Source organism: Nannocystis pusilla (assembly GCF_026626665.1).
Lineage (GTDB): Bacteria > Myxococcota_A > Polyangia > Nannocystales > Nannocystaceae > Nannocystis > Nannocystis pusilla.
Genome location: NZ_JAPNKE010000002.1, coordinates 234,130 through 250,401 on the forward strand (window position 1 = coordinate 234,130; position 16,272 = coordinate 250,401).

The window sequence follows — 16,272 nt, forward strand, 5'->3', positions numbered from 1 at the left end:
GGGACATGTGATTCTCCGGCGCCGCGGGCGCCCGCGCGGAGGCGCGCGTCAGGTTCGATCGATCAGTTGGCGGCCGGTCGGCGTACCCTGGGTCGAGTGAAGGGCCACGACACCACGATCGCCGACGATTCGCTCGGCGCGACGCTCCCGGGCGAGGCCCACGATCCCCTGGCGGCCACCGTGGCGACCGGAGGCGGCGCGGGGCCGCGAGAACCGGTGCGGCTGCAGCGAGGGGCCGCGCTCGGCCGCTACCTCGTGCTCGGGCCGCTCGGCGCCGGCGGCATGGGGGTGGTCTACGCGGCGTACGATCCCGAGCTCGATCGCAAGGTGGCGATCAAGCTGTGGCACGCGGCGGCCGGCGCGGCGACCAGCGCCGACCTGGCGCGCGGCCGGCTGCAGCGCGAGGCGCAGGCGCTGGCGAAGCTGCAGCACCCGAACGTGGTCGCGGTGTACGACGTCGGCACCCACGACAATCGCGTGTTCGTGGCGATGGAGCACGTCGACGGCTGGACGCTGACGCAGTGGCTGGCGGACCAGCGGCGCGGGGTGTCCGAGATCGTCGAGGTGTTCGCGGCGGCCGGGCGCGGGCTGGCGGCGGCCCACGCGTGCGGGCTGGTGCACCGCGACATCAAGCCCGACAACATCATGATCGGGCGCGACGGGCGGGTGCGGGTGATGGACTTCGGCCTGGCGCGCAGCCACGGCACGCTCGAGCCGCAGGCGGGGGACGAGGCGCCGGAGCTGCAGCGGTCGCTGCTGTCGCTCGACCTGACGCGCACCGGCGGGATGCTCGGCACGCCGGCGTACATGTCGCCGGAGCAGTTCCACCGCCAGGCCACCGACGCGCGCAGCGATCAGTTCTCGTTCTGCGTGTCGCTGTGGGAGGCGGTCTACGGCGAGGGGCCGTTCGCCGGCGAGACGCTGGTCGAGCTGGCCCACGACGTGGTGAGCGGGCACGTGCGGCCGCCTCCGCGCGGCGCGGCGGTGCCGGGGCATCTCCATCGCCTGCTGCTGCGCGGGCTGCGGGCGGCGCCGGAGGAGCGCTGGCCGTCGATGGACGCGTTGCTGGCGGCGCTGGCCGACGATCCGCGGGCGCGTCGGCGGCGGTGGTGGATCGGCGGCGCGCTGGCGGCGGTCACGGGCGTGGCGCTGGCGCTGGCGCTGACGGGCGAGCAGGCCGATCGCTGCGCCGTGGGCGAGGCGCGCTGGACCGAGGTGTGGCCGGCGGCGCGCGCGGAGCAGGTGAGGGCCGCGCTGCTGGCCACCGGCCGGGCCCACGCGAGCGGCACCGCGACGCGCGTGCTGGCGGCGCTCGAGCAGTACGGACAGGCGTGGACGGCGATGCACCGCGAGGCCTGCCTGGCCACGCACGCGCGCGGCGAGCAGTCGGACAGCCTGCTCGACCTGCGCATGCGCTGCCTGGGCCAGCGCTTGCGCGAGGTCGACGCGCTGGCGCAGCAGTTCGTCGCCGCCGACGCCGAGGCGGCCGACCGCGCGATCCAGGCGACCGCGGCGTTGACCCCGGTGGCGGCCTGCGGCGACGTCGACGCGCTCCTGGCCGCAGTACCGCCGCCGACCGATCCAGCCGAGCGCGCCGCGGTCGACGCGTTGCACGGGCGGCTGGCCGAGGTCGACAGCATGTTCGAGCTCGGTCGCTACGCCGAGGGTCGACGCCTGGCAGAAGCTGTCCTCGAGGACAGCAAGGCGCTGGGCCACCCGCCGCTGGTCGGCGACGCGCTGCGGACCGCCGGCGAGCTGGCGGTGATGGCCGGCGATCCGGCGACCGGCGAGACCCGGCTGCAGGCGGCGATCGAGGCGTCCGCGGCGGCGCGCGACCTCGAGGGCCACGCGCGGGCCTGGGTGGCGCTGACGCGGCTGACCGCGACCAGCCTGCGGCGGCCGCAGGAGGCGCTGCACTGGTCGCGGGCGATGGCGGCGGCGGTGCAGCTGCTGCCGGCGTCGCCGTCGCTGCGCGCGCGGGCCCGCAACGCCGCGGCGCAGGCGCTGTGGGCCGACGGGCAGGTGGCGGCGGCCGTGGTCGCGCTCGCGGAGGCGCGCGCGCTGTTCGTGACGGCCCACGGCCCCGACCACCCCGGCGTGGCCAACCTCGACGGCAGCCTGGGCTCGGCGCTGCGCGAGCTTGGGCGCCAGGACGAGGCCCGCGCGGCGTTCACCCGCGGGCTGGAGCTCGCGTCGCGGGTGCTGGGCGAGAGTCACCCGTCGGTCGCGGCGGCGCGGATGAACCTCGCCAACCTGGCCACCGACGCCGGCGACTACGAGACGGCCCGCCGCGAGATGGTGGCGGCGCTGGAGCTGCGCGAGGCGACGCTCGGGCCGCAGCACTTCCTGGTCGCGCAGACCCGCTACAACGTGGCCCACATCGACATGCTGCGCGGCGATCGCGAGGCGGCGCGGCGCGGCGGCGAGGCGGCGCTGGCGAGCTTCGAGCAGGCGCTGGGGCCCGCGCACGCCGATGTCGCGTACCCGCTGAATTTCCTCGGCGTGCTGGCCCAGAACGAAGGGCGGCTCGACGACGCCGAGCCGCTGTTCACCCGCGCTCTGGCGATCTCGACGGCCGCGCTCGGCGAGGACAACCCGGAGCTCGGCTCGCCGCTCAACAACCTGGGGCTCATCGCGCTCGACCGCGAGCGACCGGACGAGGCGGCGTCGCGGTTCGCCCGGGTGCTGGCGCTGTGGGAGAAGGCCTACGGGCCCGAGCACGTCGAATTGACGCACCCGCTGGTCGGTCTGGCCCGCGCGGCGCTGGGGCGCGGGCAGCCGGAGGAGGCGCTGGCTCTGGCCGAGCGGGTGCTGGCGCTGGTCGAGTCGCTGCCCGAGCAGGCCAGCGCTCGCGCGGAGGCCCGCTACCTGATCGCTGCGGCCCTGGTGGCCCTGCGGCGCACGCCCGAGCGGGCCCGCGCGCTGGCGGAGGCGGCCCGCGCCGAGCTGCCGGACGACCCGCACTCCCGCAAGGTGCGCGTGAAGGTCGAGGCGCTGCTGGCGAAGATGGAATGATGGCATGTCCGAGAGGACATGTCTTTTCATAGGACATGTAGCGATGAATCGCCCGGGGGCCGGCTCCTGCGGACCCGCCGTGCGCCTCGGTGCTCAGGCGCGCTCGGCGATCTGCTTGCCGGTCAGCGCGAGGGCGAGCTCGATGCCCTCCTGCAGGTGCGCCAGCGTCGGCACCGCGCCGAGGTCGACGCCGAGCTCGGTGAGCGTGCGCGCCACCTGCGGGCTGATGCCGGTGAGGATCGCCTGGGCGCCGACGAGGCGCATGGCGGCGATCGTCCGGACCAGGTGGTCGGCGACGCGGCCGTCGACCGCGGCCACGCCGGCGATGTCGAGGATCATCACCTTCGCGTGCTCCTCGACGAGCCGGAGGAGCACCGCGTCCATCACCTGCTGCGCGCGCTGGGCGTCGAGGGCGCCGATCAGCGGCAGCAGCAGGACGCCATCGTGGAGCTTGGCGATCGGCGTCGAGAGCTCGCGGAGCGCGGCCTGGTGGCGGCCGATGGTCTCGAGGTTCGCGGCGATGTACGCGTCGATGGCCAGGGACACGTCGAACATCACGAGCTTGAGCAGGCTCGCATGAATCGCGCTCGCCTCGGCCGGATCGGGGAAGTCGTGAAAGAGCTTGTCGTGGAGGATCGAGAGGTAGTGCCGGTAGGCGCCGATGTACCAGCGCGGCTGCATCCCGATCGCCTCGTGGGCCGCGCCGACCCGCAGGCGATCCTCGACGTACTGGAGGTCGCAGCGCCCGGCGAACAGCTGCACGAAGTAGTCGCGCTGCAGCCGCTTGACGCGGCGAATGGTGGCCTCGTCCGCGAAGAAGCCGCGCGGCGCGGCGTGGCCGAGGAGCAGGCGGTAGAAGTCCTCCACCACGTCGTCCATGTGCTTCTGGGCGAACGGCCCCAGGCGCCCGAGTCGCTCGAGGTCGGCGTCTTCGATCTCGAAGTAGGCGCGCCGGGTCGCCAGCTCGTGCTCGTCGAAATCGATGCGGGCCCGGAGCGCCGGGGCCGGGAGCAGGTCACGTGTCATTCGCAGGGACGATAGCAGATTCGGCCCGGCTTTTGCGCGTACCGCTTGCGGTCGTATTCGCGTGGCGTCGTGCCGCGATTGCCGGCGCGCGAGGCGCCCGACCGCCGATCGTCGCACTCGCGGCGGTGCACGTACACGAAGGCCTCACGGCCCCGCACAATGACCTTTCGTCAGCTTTCGTCGGCGATCATCGAGCTGCGCGCGGGTGGGCACGTCCGCGGCGCCGCTGCGGGCGCCGGGTCTCGCGCGGCCGGCGTGCCGTCAATACAGAGCGTTCAGCGCGGTGAGGTCGCCGGGCGTCCACTGGCCCGTGCTGCCCTGATTGAAGCACGAGTTCATGACCGAGCCGTTGAGGACGGCGTCGGTGGGCGTGCCGGGGATGTGGATCGCGCCGACCCCGGCGTCGCCCTCGTTGCCGCCGGTGCCGCAGCTGATCGCGCGGTTGTAGTAATCGGTGTGGCGGAAGCCGATGCAGTGACCCAGCTCGTGGGTGATGACGTGGGTGGCGACCGCGAGCCCGTAGTTGGCGGTGGACTTGCCGACGTTGACCGTGTGGTATGGGAGGCCGCCCTCCGGGAAGCCCGACGAGCCGCCGGCGCCGCCCTTGGCGGTCATGACGATCTCGGCGTCGCAGCCGGCGTCGGAGCCGTTCGTCCGCACCATGTCGAACGACAGGTTCAGGCTGGTGTAATTGGCGATCGCCTTGTCGAGCGCGGCGCCCAGCGTCCCGGTGTAGGCCGAGCCGTCGACGCAGATGACGGCGACGTCGGGGGCGACCAGGTTGGTCGTCCGGTACTGACGGAACTGGGTGTCGCCGTGGTGGTCGTCGTGGCCGTCGAGGCCGATCATCTCGCGCGAGGCCGCCAGGGTGACGACCGCGTCGCCGCCGACGATGACCACGCCGTCGTCGCCGACCTCGATCTCGCTGTCCGGGTAGCCCGCGGCCAGCAGGTTGTCGACGATCTCCTGATTGACCGTCTCGAGCTCCGCCCCGTCGAGGACCTCCGATTCACCGCAGGCGAACAGGAACATCGTCGATACCACACACGCCTTCCGCAACATCATGGTGACTCCTGGTTTTCGAGGCACGAACCTACGAGTGATCGTCCTCGTCTTCAAGGGCCTTTCTTCGCCCGTCCAGGCTGTCGGCATTCATGGACATCGCGTCGACAGGGGCCATTCGGAGAATCATCAGAGCGACGAATTGGCGGTCGCTGACGAAATCCAAGGTCATGGTCCCATGATTCGACGACCGCCTCGTGAGATCGGTCGTGGGGGCGCCTCCCCGATCGCGGCGCGGCCCCGAACCGGCTGCTACGTGTTCTAGCCTCGCGGACATGTGCGATGCGCCCGCTGCATGTGCGCAGCGGGCCGCGCGAGCCACGGGAGGGGCGCGGCCGGGCGGCGAGCCGTGCAGGGGCGCGACTCGCGGCGCTCGTGGGCGAGCGAGCGGAGCTACTTGCCGGACGGTCTGCGAGGGCCGTCCATCGCGGCGAGGCAGTGCTTGAGGGCCTGGCGCAGGGTCGCGTGGACGACGAAGTCGCGCAGCTCGACGCCGAGGGTGACGATCGTCTGGGCGATGCCGGGGTGGATGCCGGTGAGGATGCCCTCGGCGCCGAGCAGGCGGGCGGCGCGGATCATGGCGATCAGGTGGTTGGCGGTGGCGGTGTCGACGACCTCGATGCCGGTGAGGTCGAGGATGGCGAACTTGGCCCGCATGCGGCCGAGGCTCTGCAGCAGGCTGTCCATGATCTCGGAGGTGCGCATGCTGTCGACGAGGCCGATGATCGGCATCACCAGCACGCCCTCCCACACCTCGATGATCGGGGTCGAGAGCTCGCGGATCACCCGCTGCTGGCGCTCGATCAGCTCGAGCTTGGCCCGCAGCTCGCGCTCCTGCGCGTGCGACTCGGTGACGTCGAGCGACATGCTGACCAGGGCGGCGCGGTTGTCGGGCGGGGCGGGGATGTGCCAGCTGTCCCACCAGCGGCCGAGCGACTCGATCGTCATGCGGGTCGGGGTGCCCTCGAGGCCGCGGCGGATGAACTGCACCGAGTCGGGGTTGTCGGCGAACATCACGAGCGGGTTCTGGCCGATCATCTGCTCCGGCGTGAGCGAGGTGGCGGCGAGGCCCTGGCCGCCGACGTACAGGTAGGTGCCGTCGGAGGCGTAGGCGCATACGACCAGCGGGAGGTTGTCGACCAGCACGCGCAGCATGACGTGCTCGAGCTCGGCCTCGCGGGCGGTGGTGGCGCGGGCGGTGACGTCGGCGCCGTAGCAGGCGACGCCGACGACACGGTCGCCCTGGCGCACCGGCGCGACGGTCCACTCCCAGGTGCGGCCGTCGGCGTGCTCCAGCCACACCGGGGGGACGTCGTCGCGCTCGGTCCACAGGTCGCGCCAGTCGCCGCTGGCCAGCGGCAGCAGCTCGGCGACGCCGTGACCGCGGGCGTCGGCGGCGCTGCGGCCGAACTGCCGCTCGGCGCGCTCGTTCCAGTCCGAGACCCGCAGGTCGCGGTCGAAGCCGACGAGCACGAACGGCACGCGGTGGGCGACCGCCGTCCCCCTCTTCACCAGGCGTGTGCATGGCGGCAGTGAAGCACGTCGGCTCACGATTGTCGAAAGTCCGCGAATTGAGCCGCGGCGGTCGTCGCACCGCGAGAGCGCCGACGCTGCGATGAATCACTGCGGCGCGCGCCGGTGAATCACCGATGAATCGACGACGGCCGCGAGGGAGCCCGTGATTTCGGTCGCGACGCAGTGTCCCCATTGCCGAGGGCAGGGCGGCGGACGCGACATTCGGGGCGACGGGCGGCGAGCATCGAAGTAGCACGCGAGGCGATGAGCTACACCTGAAGAGGGATTCATCGGCGACGGTCGCGCCTCGCTCGTTGTCGAGCGCTCCGCGCGGCCGGCCGAAGGTTTGCGGATTTAACTGGACAGCCGATCTGCGAAGGCGGGTTCAGCCTTCGAGCAGGCAGGTGACGGTGCAGCCGTCGCCGTTCTGCGCGTTGCCGTCGTCGCACTGCTCGCCGGGCTGGACGACGCCGTCGCCGCACAGGGGCTGGCCCTCGAGGGTGCAATTGGCGGTGCAGCCGTCGCCGTCCTGGAAGTTGCCGTCGTCGCACTGCTCGGGGGGCTGGAGGACGCCGTCGCCGCAGGCGCCCTCGAACATGCAGGTGGTGGTGCAGCCGTCGCCGTCGATGGCGTTGCCGTCGTCGCACTGCTCGAGCGGGTGGACGACGCCGTCACCGCACAGGCCCACGCCCTCGAGGGTGCAATTGGCGGTGCAGCCGTCGCCGTCCTGGAAGTTGCCGTCGTCGCACTGCTCGCCGTCGTGGAGGATGCCGTCGCCGCAGGCGCCCAGGCCCTCGAGCATGCAGGTGGTGGTGCAGCCGTCGCCGTCGACGGCGTTGCCGTCGTCGCACTGCTCGCCGTTCTCGGGCTGGACGACGCCGTCGCCGCAGGTGGGCTGGCCTTCGAGGGTGCAATTGGCGGTGCAGCCGTCGCCGTCGACGGCGTTGCCGTCGTCGCATTGCTCGCCGTCGTGGAGGATGCCGTCGCCGCAGACGCCCTGGCCCTTGAGCATGCAGGTGGTGGTGCAGCCGTCGCCGTCGACGGCGTTGCCGTCGTCGCACTGCTCGAGGGGGTGGACGACGCCGTCGCCGCACAGGGGCTGGTCATCGAGGGTGCAATTGGCGGTGCAACCGTCGCCGTCGACGGCGTTGCCGTCGTCGCACTGCTCGCCGGGCTGGAGGAGGCCGTCGCCGCAGGCGGGCTGGCCCTCGAGGGTGCAATTGGCGGTACAGCCGTCGCCGTCGATGGCGTTGCCGTCGTCGCACTGCTCGCCGTCGTGGAGGAGGCCGTCGCCGCAGGCGGGCTGATTCTCGAGGGTGCAATTGGCGGTGCAGCCGTCGCCGGCCTGGGCGTTGCCGTCGTCGCACTGCTCGCCGGGCTGGAGGATGCCGTCGCCGCAGGCGGGTTGATTCTCGAGGGTGCAATTGGCGGTGCAGCCGTCGCCGTCGACGGCGTTGCCATCGTCGCATTGCTCGCCGGGCTGGACGATGGCGTCGCCGCACTGCGCTTCGTCGCCGTCGGTCATTTGGCCGAGGTCGCCGGGCTGCTGATCGCAGGCGCCGATCGCAAAGGCGAGCAGGGTCGAGAGGAAGAGGTTGGAGGTCAGGCGCGAGGAGAAGGTCATGTCATCGCTCGAGATGCAGGCTCGCAGACCGATCTGTGAGGCTATTCGTCGTCGCGGCAGATCTGGCGCATGCGCTCGGCGAGGTGCGAGCCGGGACGCTCGCGCAGGAAGCGGCGGCGAGCGTCGCGGGCGGCGTCGACGCGGCCCAGCTTGCACAGGGCCGTGGCGCGCGAGACCTGGCGCTCCTCTTCGAAGAGGCCGCCGGCGAAGCGCCGGCCGTGGGCGTCGAGGGCGTCGAGGGCGTCGTCGTAGCGGCCGGCGGCGAGGGCCGCCTGGGCGCGCTGGAACGAGGCGACCTCCTCGGGGCGCAGCGAGGGGCTGTCCGCCGGGCGGCGCCGCGAGGGCGAGGCGGGGCGCGCGGGCTCGAGGCCCGGCGAGGCGTGGGGGCCGGACGGGTCGGAGGCTTCGGGCGAGGCGGGCGGTGAGGGATCGGGCCGTGATTTGGGCGAGCCGGGTGGCGAGGAATGGACGAGTGATTCGGGGGAGCCGGGTGGCGGGGAATGGGCGAGTGATTCGGGGGAGCCGGTGGGCGACGAATGGGGGTGTGATTCGGGCGAGTCGGGCTGTGATGATTCGGGCGAGGCGAGCTGTGAGGGATGGGGGAGTGATTCGGGCGCGTCGGCCTGAATTGATTCGGGCGAGGCGGCTCCTGGTGATTCGGACTGGGGTGATTCGCCGGGCCTCTCGCCCGTCACGGACCGCGAGGTCTCGACCGCGCGGAGCGGGCGCGGCTCGACGGCTCGCGGCGTCGAGTCCGGCGAATGCTGGTCGACGGCCTCGACGCCGGCTCGTTCGGCCTCGCGCCAGGCGGTCGCGGCGGCGAGGCCGAGGGCGAGCACGAGGGCGGCGGCGAGGGCGGCCAATGGCCACGAGACGCGGGCCGCGGTCCGGCGCGGGGTCGGAGCGGCGGCGAGGCGGGCGTCGATGGCGGCCCAGGTGCTCGCGCGGGCGGCGTCGCCGGGCCGGTCGACCTCGCGCAGGGCGCCGACGAGGCGGCGCAGCTCGTCGTCGAGTGGTTCGATCACGGGGTCCTCCGGTGCGCGCGGGCGTGGTGGCGGGCGATCGCTCGCTGCAACAGCTGCCGGGCCACCCGGACCCGCGAATAGGCGGTGTTGAGGTTGATCTCGAGGCACTCGGCGACCTCGGGCATGGGCATGCCCTCGATGTCGGCGAGCACGAAGGCCATGCGCTTGTCCTCGTCGATGCCGGCGAGGGCGTCGCGCAGCACGGCGGCGGCCTGGCGGCGCGCGAGCTCCTCGTCGAGGCCGGGCCCGGCGGGCTCGCGCGGGTCGTCGACGAGCTCGACGTGCCGCGCGGCCCGCTCGCGATAACGACGGGCGACCCGACGCGTGATGCCGTAGAGCAGGGCGCGCACCGAGCCGCGGACGGCGAACTCGTGGCGGCGCTGGTGGAGGACGACGAACACGTCCTGGACGGCGTCGTCGACCACGGCCGCGGGGACGCCGAGGCGGCCGGTCAGGCGCCACACGAACTCGTAGTGGTCGCGGAACAGCTCGGCCACGGCCGGCAAGGCGGCGGTTTGCTGGCCGTCGTGGGCGCGCGAGGCGGGGTCGCCGAGGGCGGCCGGTGGGGCGAGGACCGGAGGGATGCTCCCGTGATGCAACGAGGCCGGCCGATCTGTCAGGGAAAACGCAGCTCGATCGCAAACGCCCCGCGGAAGGCGACCGGCGCGGCCCGGTGGAGGTCGTCGTCCTGGCCGCGCAGGCGAAACCGCGCGGCCAGCAGCGGGGCGGCGAGGCCAAACTGGAGGCCGAGCGCGAGCCGCGGGACGGGGACCCATTGCACGCGGGCGTCGGCCAGCGCGGCCAGCCAGACCACGCGGTCGGCCGTGGGGGTGGTCACGCCGACGCCGCGCCCGTGCATGGCCCCGATCTCGAGGCCGGCGCACACCGGGAACTCGACCCGACGCAGCGCCAGGCGCGGACACGCGGCCAGCTGCGCGGCGGTGAGCCGTAGGTCGCCGCCGCTGCCGGTGCCCGCGACGCGCACCGATTGCCAGGGCCAGTGGACGGCGCCGATTTCGGCGCGCACGCGGCGAGCGAGGAGGCCGAGGCGGACCATGAAGCCGGGCGCGGGGCGAGGCAGGGCGCCGACGTCGAGGCCGGTGGCGACCGCGAGGCTGGCCCGCAGCGGGGGTGGGCTCGCGGGTTCGAGCGGGCTCGCGGGGGCGGGCGCGGGCGCGGGGGCGGGCGCGCTCGCGGGTGCGGCCGGAAGGCGTGCGGGCGCGGCGGGGGGCGAGCTCGCGGACGACGGGGACGGCCAGCGGGACGTCGCCGAGCTCGCGCGTCGCGGGCGCGGCGGTGAGAGGAGGCCCGGCGAGCAGCTCCGGATCGATCACCACCGCGATCATCAATGCGGCGGCGTCGACCAACAGCTCGCAGCGCTCGGCGACGACGGTGCGGGCGACGGGAGGAGCGTCGCGCGGCTCGAGGATGAGCCCCAGCTCCCAGCGCCGGTCGGGGCGGCGCCGCGCGGTCGCGCGGGCGGTCACGGCTGCGGCGTCGGCGGGCGTGAGCGGGCGCCCGAGATCGGCGGCGACGGCCCGCCCCAGCGCCTCGCGCGAGGGACACGCGGCCGGCGCGTCCCACCGCAGGAGCTCGTCGGGCGCGGCCGGGGCCAGCTCCAGCGCCAGAGCCGCGAACAGCCGGTGCACGCCGCGAGTGTATCGCAGTCCGCCATCCGCCGCTCACGCGCCCCGCGAGCGGCGCGGGTCCCGGGACAGGCACGATTCGTCGCCACGGTGCCATGATTGCGGGCGCGGATGCGATGATTCGCGGTCCGCGGCGAATGGCGCGAGATTGCCCCGCACGGGCGCCGCGGCCTCGGCGAAAATTGGACGGCCCGGCGCCGGTCGGCGAGGGTCCGGCCGTGCCTGCGCCTCCGCGTGTCCCGCTCGCCGCGTTCGTCGTCTCGCTGCTCCTCGGCTGCGTGCCCGGCGAATCGGCGACGCACACCGGTTACCTGCCCGCGGCGATGACGGCGAGCCGCGGCGACGGCGGGGCCGCAGAGGCGAGCGAGACGCCGGGAGGGCGGCTGGCGGCGCCGCTCCTGGCCTCGCTCCCGGTGCGGCCGCGCGAGGCCCGGCCCGGCTACGCGCGCGAGCAGTTCGGACACGCGTGGTCCGACGTCGACCGCAACGGCTGCGACACGCGCGACGACATCCTGCGCCGCGACTTGCAAGAGGTCCGCCTCGAGCCGGCCAGGCGCCCCTGCGTGGTCACGGCGGGCGAGCTCGAGGATCCGTACACCGCGAAGCACGTCGAGTTCTTGCGCGGCGGGGGACCGGCGGTCGACATCGATCACGTGGTCGCGCTCGCCGACGCGTGGGCGACCGGCGCGGCCGGGTGGCAGCCGGCGCGGCGGCTCGCGCTGGCCAACGATCCGCTCAACCTGCTGGCGGTCGGCGCTGCGGCCAATCGCGCCAAGGGCGGCAGCAACGCTGCGCTGTGGCTGCCGCCGAACCCGGCCTACCGCTGCGCCTACGTGGCGCGACAGATCGCGGTGAAGGCGAAGTACGGCCTGTGGGTCACCGAGGACGAGCGCGAGGCGATGAAGAAGGTGCTGCAGGGCTGCCCCGACGAAATGGTGCCCGAGGGCGGCGGGCCGATCGACGCGCCCGAGGCGGGGGCGCGTACGGCGAAGCAGACCGAGGCGCCGACGCGCGGCCCGAAGCCCACCGGCGGGGCGGACCCGGATTACGGCACCTGCAAGGAGGCGCGGGCCCACGGCGCGGGGCCGTATCGTCGCGGGGTCGATCGCGAGTACGAGTATTATCGCGACGTCGACGGCGACGGGATCGTGTGTGAGTGATGTGAATGTCCTTGTGAGCATGTCCTTTTGGACATGTCTTTGCGTGTCGGTGTCGCGCTCGAAATGCTGGGCGCGCGGTCCTGGCGCCCGACGCGTCGAGGACGCTGCGAGAATGGGGCTCAGTTTCGCCCGGGCAACACGGAAGGGGGCCCTGGCCTGCGGCAAACGAGCGATTCGAACGCGAGAGCCGCAGCCTGTCGGGCCGGACCGCACCGCTGCTCCTGGGCCTGCCCGGGGCGGAGCAGGGTGCTCGGACGCGTCGCCGGAATGGCCTGTCGCTTGACGCGAGGCGTCGGGCCGGCAAGGATTGCAGACATGATGCATGTGCGTAACTTGGTGTCGGCCCTGGCTGCGGGGCTCCTATCGATGGGTGCTTGTACGATCTCGAAGCTGTCGCAGGACGAGACCTCGTCGGGCGAAGGTGATAGTAGCGAGTCGGTGTCGACGAGCCTCGGTGAGGGCACGGCGGGCGAGAGCACGACGAGCGCGGGCGAGGGCACTGCGAGCGCTGGTTCGACGAGCGCGGGCGAGGGCACGACGGGCGCAGGGTCGACGAGTGTCGGCACGACGAGCGCGGGGGAAGGTTCGACGAGCGCGGGCGAGGGCACGACGAGCGCGGGCGAGGGCACGACGAGCGCAGGCACGACGAGCGCGGGCAGCGGCGGACCGGAGGAGCTGCCCGAGGGGTGCGTCGGCCTCGACCATGAGACCTGCTTCGGCGAGATGGTCGACGCGTGCGCGGGCCAGGGCAACTGGAACGTCACGCAGGCGTGCGTCGACGCGGTCGCGAGCTGTTACCCGATCGGTGCGCCGGTGCTCGCGCCGTCGGACGTCGTGAGCTTCTGTTCGGCCGAAGTGTCGCACGAGTGCCTGTTCGAGGGCGGACCCGGCTGCGGCGAGACGTTCTGCACCTGCACTGCGGGGGGCTATCCGTTCGACTGGGACAACTGCTGGCACTTGCTGCTCCTCGGCTGCTACCCCGGCGTCGGCAGCGACTGCGAGGCCGCGCTCGCCGGCTGCTACCCCGGGGTGAGCGTCGAGGAGCTCTCGGCGTGCCAGGACCAGGTGATGGACACGGTGGGCCACGAGTGCAACTGCCCGATGTGCAGCATCCACGAGCAATGCGAGGACGCGCTCGAGCTCTGCCTCGGGGTTTGATGCGAGCGCGCGCGTGAAGCGTCGCCGCGCCGGGGCGGCGCGCGGCTTCAGTACCAGTCGCGGCGGCGGACCTCGACGCCGCTGCCGGCCAGGCCGGCGTCGAGCTCGTCGAGGTCGGAGTCGCGGTAGTGGTAGGGGTAGAGGACCTTGGGCTTGAAGGCGGCGACGCACCCGGCGGCCTCGGCGGGGGTCATCGTATAGGGCAGGTTCATGCACACGAAGGCCACGTCGATGTCGCGCAGGGCCTTCATCTCGGGGGTGCACTCGGTGTCGCCCGAGAGGTAGACGCGGCGGTCGCCGATCGTCAGGACGTAGCCGTTGCCGCGGCCCTTGTCGTGGAACAGCTTGCCCTCTTCGGGGCCGCGCACGAGGTTGTACATCGGCACCGCCTCGACGCGGACGAAGCCGAGGTCGCGTGCCTCGCCGTTGGCGAGGACCACCGCGCCGGCGAACTTCTCGGCGACGACCGCCGGCGCGATCACCAGCGCGTCGTCCTTGCGCACGGTGGCGATCGCGGCGGCGTCGAAGTGATCCTGGTGGATGTCGGTGACGAGCACGAGGTCGGCCTTGGGCCCGGTGAGGTCGGCCTTGGACCACGGGTCGACCCACACCACCTTGTCGCCGATCGTGAAGTACACGGTGCCGTGGTGGATCGGGTGGAGCTGCACGCGGCCGGCGCTGGTCTCGAGCACGTCGTCGCCCGCTGGCGCCGGCGTTGCGGCGGGCGTCGGCTCCGGCGCCGCGCCGGTCGGGGTCGACGGGCGGCTGCAGGCGGCGAGCGTGAGGACGAGGAGAGGAGCGCGCATGGTGGCGAGGATACGCGGCCGGGCGCGGAATCGCAACACGCGGACCGATGAATCATGCGAGTCGGGCGACGCCGTGAGCTGCGCGCCGCCGACGCAGGCGATCGCTGAACCGCCGGCAGATTCGGCGAGGCGAGTGCGACACCGGCGTGTAGCGAATGACATGTCCCGAGAGACATCTACCCGTGAGACGCGCCCCGGCGGCGCGCGGCGGCGGCTCGGTGGATTCATGCCAGTCGCGTCGGGGAGCGTCCTGCGGCCCTCGTGCGCCCTCGCGGGGCGTCTTGGCCTCGCGTGGTCAATGGCGTGAGCTCGCCCGGGTGTCGCGGCGAATTTGCCAGCGCGGGGAGGGATGGCGACGGCTCCGCGATCGTCGACGGTGGACGCGGCCGTCGGCGCCGGCCACCATCGCCGCATGTCGGCCCCGTACGCGCTCCGCCTGGCTCCCTGGCTCCTGTGTGCCCTCGCGGGCTGCGTCGACGCCGGCGGGGACACGGGCGCGACGGGCGGACCGGCGAGCACGAGCACGGGCACGAGCGCAGGCACGAGCGACGGCGGGCCGACGACGGGCACGCAGACCGGCGCGCCGACCACGAGCAGCGGAGAGCCGACGACCGCGAGCGGTTCGACGACGACGGCGACGACGGGGACCGACAGCACGTCGACCGGGGAGGACACCGGAGGCTTCGTCGATCCGGTCGAGAGCCCGTGGGGCATCGCCAGCTCGCACTCGTCGTCGCAGATCCTCGACGTCTGGGCCGCGCCGATCGCAGCGACCGGCGTGACGTGGCTGCGTGGGATCGACAACTCCGACCCGGAGGCGCGACTCGACACCGCGGAGGCCAACGGCTGGCAGGTCGCGGGGATCCTCTACTATTCCAAGCAGTCGCCGGGGACGTTCCCGGTCGACGACCTGCCGGGCTGGACGGACTTCATCACCACCCTGCTCGGCAAGACGCTCGGCCGCGTGTACCACTGGGAGGTTTGGAACGAGCCGCCGAACTTCACCGAGAACAAGTCGCCGGCCGCCTACGCGACGATCGTTCAGGCCGCCTACGACGCGGTCAAGGCGGTCGACCCGGCGGTGCAGGTCGGGCTCGCGGCCCAGAGCAACCACGTCAACTGGCTCGAGCAGACAATCCTCGCCGGCGCGGCGGGCCACTTCGATTACGTCACGGTGCACCCGTACGAGATCCTGGGCCTCGTGGACGACGGCTGGGAGGCCGAGTACATGAGCATCGTGCCGACGCTGCGCAAGATGCTGGCGGCGCGCGACCCGGACAACGCAGACGCGCCGGTGTGGTTTACGGAGATCGGGCAACCGGTGACGGCCGAGATCACGCCGGAGCAGCAGGCGAACACTTTGATAAAGGCGTACACGATGGCGATCGCGCAGGGGGTGACGCGGGTCCACTGGTTCGAGGGGCGCGACGGCGACTCCGGGCCGTTCGGGCTCCTCACCGGCGACGACGAGCCGCGGCTGTCGTACACGGCGATGACGACATTGGTGGCGCGGCTCGGATCGCTCCCCAAATACCGCGGCTGGCTGGTGCCGGACGGGCAATACCACGGCTTCGTGTTCGCCACCGACGAGGGCCCGACGATGGTGGCGTGGGCGCGGCCGAAGCTGACGGTCGACCTGACGTTCCCCGCGCCGGTGCAGATCGTCGACCCGCGCACCGGCGAGGCCTCCGAGGCGACGGTGTACGCATTGACCGGGGCGCCGATGATCTTCGTGGGCGTGGCCGAGGAGTTGCTGGCCGAGGCGATCGCCAACCGCACCCAGCCGTTCCCGTGGGGCGGCGACTTCACGGATGCGCCGTCGATCACGTATTCGGCGGCCGACGGCGACAGCGGGCTGCACCCGCTCGGCGAGGCCAAGCTGGTGACGATCGACGGGGTGCCGGCGCGCGACATCGGCAGCCGCCCCGCGCAGTCGTTCACGGTCGATCCCAACTTCATGTCCTACGATACGGCGCCGCTCCGGATCGAGGCGGTGCTGCGCCGCAACGGCGCCCAGTCGGCAGGATTCAACCTCAAGTACGAGGGAGTGGACGGCTACAAGTCGACCGGCGCCTGGTACACGATCCCGGAGGGCGAGGACTGGGTCACCAAGACCTGGGACATCGACGATCCGCAGTTCGTCGGCAAGTGGGGCTACAACTTCGCGTTCGACTCCGACTCGACGCAGCACAGCCAGTACAGCATCCGCTCGGTGACGGTGACGAAGCTGTGACG

13 protein-coding genes are annotated in these 16,272 nt (G+C 72.9%); 4 read left to right on the forward strand and 9 right to left on the reverse strand.

What is annotated here, in order from left to right; all coding sequences use genetic code 11:
- Nucleotides 1–96 precede the first annotated feature (96 nt).
- A complete protein-coding gene (locus OV079_RS01295; RefSeq protein WP_267765761.1) occupies nucleotides 97–3,015 on the forward strand; it encodes a serine/threonine-protein kinase in 2,919 nt (972 codons plus the stop codon).
- Nucleotides 3,016–3,108: 93 nt separating this feature from the next.
- Here OV079_RS01295 and OV079_RS01300 read toward each other — a convergent pair whose 3' ends face one another.
- From OV079_RS01300 to OV079_RS01335, 8 genes are all read right to left on the reverse strand, one after another.
- Nucleotides 3,109–4,041: a protoglobin domain-containing protein gene (locus tag OV079_RS01300; protein WP_267765762.1), complete on the reverse strand. Its 933-nt coding sequence runs from the start codon at nucleotides 4,039–4,041 to the stop codon at nucleotides 3,109–3,111.
- A 261-nt stretch (nucleotides 4,042–4,302) separates the two neighbouring features.
- On the reverse strand, nucleotides 4,303–5,106 hold the full coding sequence (locus OV079_RS01305; protein WP_267765763.1) for a M57 family metalloprotease: 804 nt from the start codon (nucleotides 5,104–5,106) through the stop codon (nucleotides 4,303–4,305).
- Between the two features lie 28 nt (nucleotides 5,107–5,134).
- Complete coding sequence (locus tag OV079_RS01310; protein WP_267765764.1) at nucleotides 5,135–5,275, reverse strand: hypothetical protein; 141 nt, start codon at nucleotides 5,273–5,275, stop codon at nucleotides 5,135–5,137.
- Nucleotides 5,276–5,496: 221 nt separating this feature from the next.
- Nucleotides 5,497–6,615 carry a PAS domain-containing protein gene (locus OV079_RS01315; protein ID WP_267765765.1) on the reverse strand — a complete coding sequence of 373 codons (1,119 nt, stop codon included), beginning with the start codon at nucleotides 6,613–6,615 and terminating at the stop codon, nucleotides 5,497–5,499.
- Between the two features lie 388 nt (nucleotides 6,616–7,003).
- Entirely contained in the window at nucleotides 7,004–8,242 is a 1,239-nt protein-coding gene (locus OV079_RS01320) for a DUF4215 domain-containing protein (RefSeq protein ID WP_267765766.1), read from the reverse strand.
- A gap of 41 nt (nucleotides 8,243–8,283) precedes the next feature.
- Nucleotides 8,284–9,267 (reverse strand): hypothetical protein, encoded by a 984-nt coding sequence (locus OV079_RS01325; RefSeq protein ID WP_267765767.1) that lies wholly within the window; start codon nucleotides 9,265–9,267, stop codon nucleotides 8,284–8,286.
- Nucleotides 9,264–9,866, reverse strand: a complete 603-nt coding sequence (locus OV079_RS01330; protein WP_267765768.1) for an RNA polymerase sigma factor — start codon at nucleotides 9,864–9,866, stop codon at nucleotides 9,264–9,266. The genes OV079_RS01325 and OV079_RS01330 overlap by 4 nt, the downstream gene beginning before the upstream one ends.
- Nucleotides 9,867–9,883: 17 nt before the next feature.
- Nucleotides 9,884–10,294: a hypothetical protein gene (locus tag OV079_RS01335; protein WP_267765769.1), complete on the reverse strand. Its 411-nt coding sequence runs from the start codon at nucleotides 10,292–10,294 to the stop codon at nucleotides 9,884–9,886.
- Nucleotides 10,295–11,131: 837 nt separating this feature from the next.
- Here OV079_RS01335 and OV079_RS01340 point away from each other — a divergent pair.
- Together OV079_RS01340 and OV079_RS01345 are read left to right on the forward strand one after the other, a co-directional pair.
- Nucleotides 11,132–12,073: a GmrSD restriction endonuclease domain-containing protein gene (locus tag OV079_RS01340; RefSeq protein ID WP_267765770.1), complete on the forward strand. Its 942-nt coding sequence runs from the start codon at nucleotides 11,132–11,134 to the stop codon at nucleotides 12,071–12,073.
- 366 nt (nucleotides 12,074–12,439) lie between these two features.
- On the forward strand, nucleotides 12,440–13,231 hold the full coding sequence (locus tag OV079_RS01345) for a hypothetical protein (RefSeq protein ID WP_267765771.1): 792 nt from the start codon (nucleotides 12,440–12,442) through the stop codon (nucleotides 13,229–13,231).
- 47 nt (nucleotides 13,232–13,278) lie between these two features.
- Here OV079_RS01345 and OV079_RS01350 read toward each other — a convergent pair whose 3' ends face one another.
- On the reverse strand, nucleotides 13,279–14,037 hold the full coding sequence (locus tag OV079_RS01350) for an MBL fold metallo-hydrolase (RefSeq protein ID WP_267765772.1): 759 nt from the start codon (nucleotides 14,035–14,037) through the stop codon (nucleotides 13,279–13,281).
- A 412-nt stretch (nucleotides 14,038–14,449) separates the two neighbouring features.
- Here OV079_RS01350 and OV079_RS01355 point away from each other — a divergent pair, with 412 nt between their 5' ends.
- Nucleotides 14,450–16,270 (forward strand): glycoside hydrolase 5 family protein, encoded by a 1,821-nt coding sequence (locus OV079_RS01355; protein ID WP_267765773.1) that lies wholly within the window; start codon nucleotides 14,450–14,452, stop codon nucleotides 16,268–16,270.
- Nucleotides 16,271–16,272: the final 2 nt, after the last annotated feature.

What these genes read in the sequence shown, in the direction of transcription:
- OV079_RS01300 (WP_267765762.1), bottom strand. Translation starts at nt 4,041, where the DNA reads ATGACACGTGACCTGCTCCCGGCCCCGGCGCTCCGGGCCCGCATCGAT.
- OV079_RS01305 (WP_267765763.1), bottom strand. Translation starts at nt 5,106, where the DNA reads ATGATGTTGCGGAAGGCGTGTGTGGTATCGACGATGTTCCTGTTCGCC.
- OV079_RS01310 (WP_267765764.1), bottom strand. Translation starts at nt 5,275, where the DNA reads ATGACCTTGGATTTCGTCAGCGACCGCCAATTCGTCGCTCTGATGATT.
- OV079_RS01320 (WP_267765766.1), bottom strand. Translation starts at nt 8,242, where the DNA reads ATGACCTTCTCCTCGCGCCTGACCTCCAACCTCTTCCTCTCGACCCTG.
- OV079_RS01345 (WP_267765771.1), top strand. Translation starts at nt 12,440, where the DNA reads ATGGGTGCTTGTACGATCTCGAAGCTGTCGCAGGACGAGACCTCGTCG.
- OV079_RS01350 (WP_267765772.1), bottom strand. Translation starts at nt 14,037, where the DNA reads ATGCGCGCTCCTCTCCTCGTCCTCACGCTCGCCGCCTGCAGCCGCCCG.
- OV079_RS01355 (WP_267765773.1), top strand. Translation starts at nt 14,450, where the DNA reads ATGTCGGCCCCGTACGCGCTCCGCCTGGCTCCCTGGCTCCTGTGTGCC.